Genomic DNA, 731 nt, shown 5'->3' on the forward strand with positions numbered 1-731 from the left:
CGTCAGGTTGGCGTACCATACATCGTCGTATTCATGAACAAATGCGACGTCGTTGATGACGAAGAACTGCTCGAACTCGTAGAAATGGAAGTTCGCGAACTTCTTAACGACTACGACTTCCCAGGTGATGAAACCCCAATCATCCATGGTTCAGCAACTGAAGCCCTAAAAGGCTCACAAGAAAAATACGGCCAACCAGCTGTCGTAGAACTACTAAACGTTCTTGACACCTACATCCCAGAGCCAGAGCGTGACATCGACAAAGCATTCCTAATGCCAATCGAAGACGTATTCTCAATCTCAGGCCGTGGTACTGTTGTCACTGGTCGTGTTGAATCTGGTATCGTAAAAGTTGGTGACGAAATCGAAATCGTCGGTATCCGTGACACTCAAAAAACCACCTGTACTGGTGTAGAGATGTTCCGCAAACTGCTTGACGAAGGTCGTGCAGGCGAAAACTGTGGCGTACTACTACGTGGTACCAAGCGTGAAGACGTACAACGTGGCCAAGTACTAGCGAAGCCAGGTTCAATCACGCCTCACACCAAATTTGACGCAGAAGTATACGTACTGTCAAAAGAAGAGGGTGGTCGTCACACACCATTCCTAAACGGCTATCGTCCACAGTTCTACTTCCGTACTACTGACGTAACTGGCGCAATCCAATTACAAGAAGGTACTGAAATGGTTATGCCTGGTGATAACGTTGAGATGGGCGTAGAGCTTATCCA

At 47.5% G+C, this 731-nt stretch carries 1 protein-coding gene; it reads left to right on the forward strand.

All coding sequences use genetic code 11. From position 1 onward, the window contains the following. On the forward strand, positions 1-731 hold a 731-nt coding region (locus tag M917_RS13500; RefSeq protein ID WP_040642889.1), incomplete at both ends, for an EF-Tu C-terminal domain-related protein.

Source organism: Psychrobacter aquaticus CMS 56, assembly GCF_000471625.1.
Classification (GTDB): domain Bacteria; phylum Pseudomonadota; class Gammaproteobacteria; order Pseudomonadales; family Moraxellaceae; genus Psychrobacter; species Psychrobacter aquaticus.